The 1,033-nt window shown below is 57.0% G+C and carries 1 protein-coding gene; it reads left to right on the forward strand.

Annotated elements, in window-relative coordinates; translation table 11 throughout:
• On the forward strand, nt 1–878 hold an 878-nt coding region (locus QW71_RS36135), incomplete at its 5' end, for an amidase family protein (protein ID WP_039310957.1).
• Nucleotides 879–1,033: the final 155 nt, after the last annotated feature.

The raw sequence follows: 1,033 nt of genomic DNA on the forward strand, positions 1-1,033 counted from the left end.
GGCAGGGCGCGTCGATCGACTTCGCCCTGACGCGGACTGTGCGCGACAGTGCCGCGATGCTTGATCTGCTTCAGGTGGTGCAGCCGGAAGCTGCTTTTCAGACCCCGCTGTATCCGGGGGTCTATCTGGATGATCTGCTGAAGCCTGCGCAGCGGAAGCTGCGGATTGCGTACACTACAGCTTCGCCGGTGGGTACACCGGTATCGGAAGAAGCTGTACAAGCTGTGATGAACACTGTAAAGTGGCTGGAATCGGAAGGCTATGCGGTTGAGGAAAAGCTGAGTCCGGTTAACGGGGTCAGACTGATGGATAACTACTATACGATGAATGCCGGTGAGGTATCGGCGATGTTCCTGTCGCTCGAGAGCGGTATGGGCCGCACGATTGCGGCAAGCGAAGTGGATATTGTTACCTGGGTGCTGGCCGAAGCCGGTAAACAGGTCTCAGCTGCAGAATTCGTACACAGTCTGCATGAATGGGATGTGGCCGCCGCGCAGATGGCGGCGCTGATGGACCGTTTCGACCTGTACATCACGCCTGCGAATGCGGATTCCGCACCGAAGGTCGGGGAGCTGACCCAGACGCCTGAGGAGATTCAGCAGCTGCTGGAAGTCAGCAGTCTGTCCAAAGACGCTCAGCAGCGGATGATCTACGAGATGTTCGAGCCCAGCCTAACCTATACGCCTTTCACCCAGCTGGCGAATCTGACCGGTCAGCCAGCGATGAGCGTACCAGTGCATCTCACGGCGGAAGGCCTGCCGATCGGGGTTCAGGTCATGGCCTCCAAAGGCCGTGAGGACCTGCTGCTCCAGCTGGCCGCTTGCTTGGAACAATCACCGCTGTGGGTAGGTATGCAGGGCAATCCGCTGTTTGCCTGATATGTATTTGCTGAGGCTGAGTGTGTGTAAAGCTGGACGAGATGCAGACTGACTGCGGCTGCGTGCGATGTACGCTGGCGGAACGAGGGCTATACGACTAATAAGTGGAATAACACAGACTGTTGAAAAAGTCGATTTTCAAGCTGCTACATTCC

This window comes from Paenibacillus sp. IHB B 3415 (assembly GCF_000802655.2).
Lineage (GTDB): Bacteria > Bacillota > Bacilli > Paenibacillales > Paenibacillaceae > Paenibacillus_AQ > Paenibacillus_AQ phytohabitans.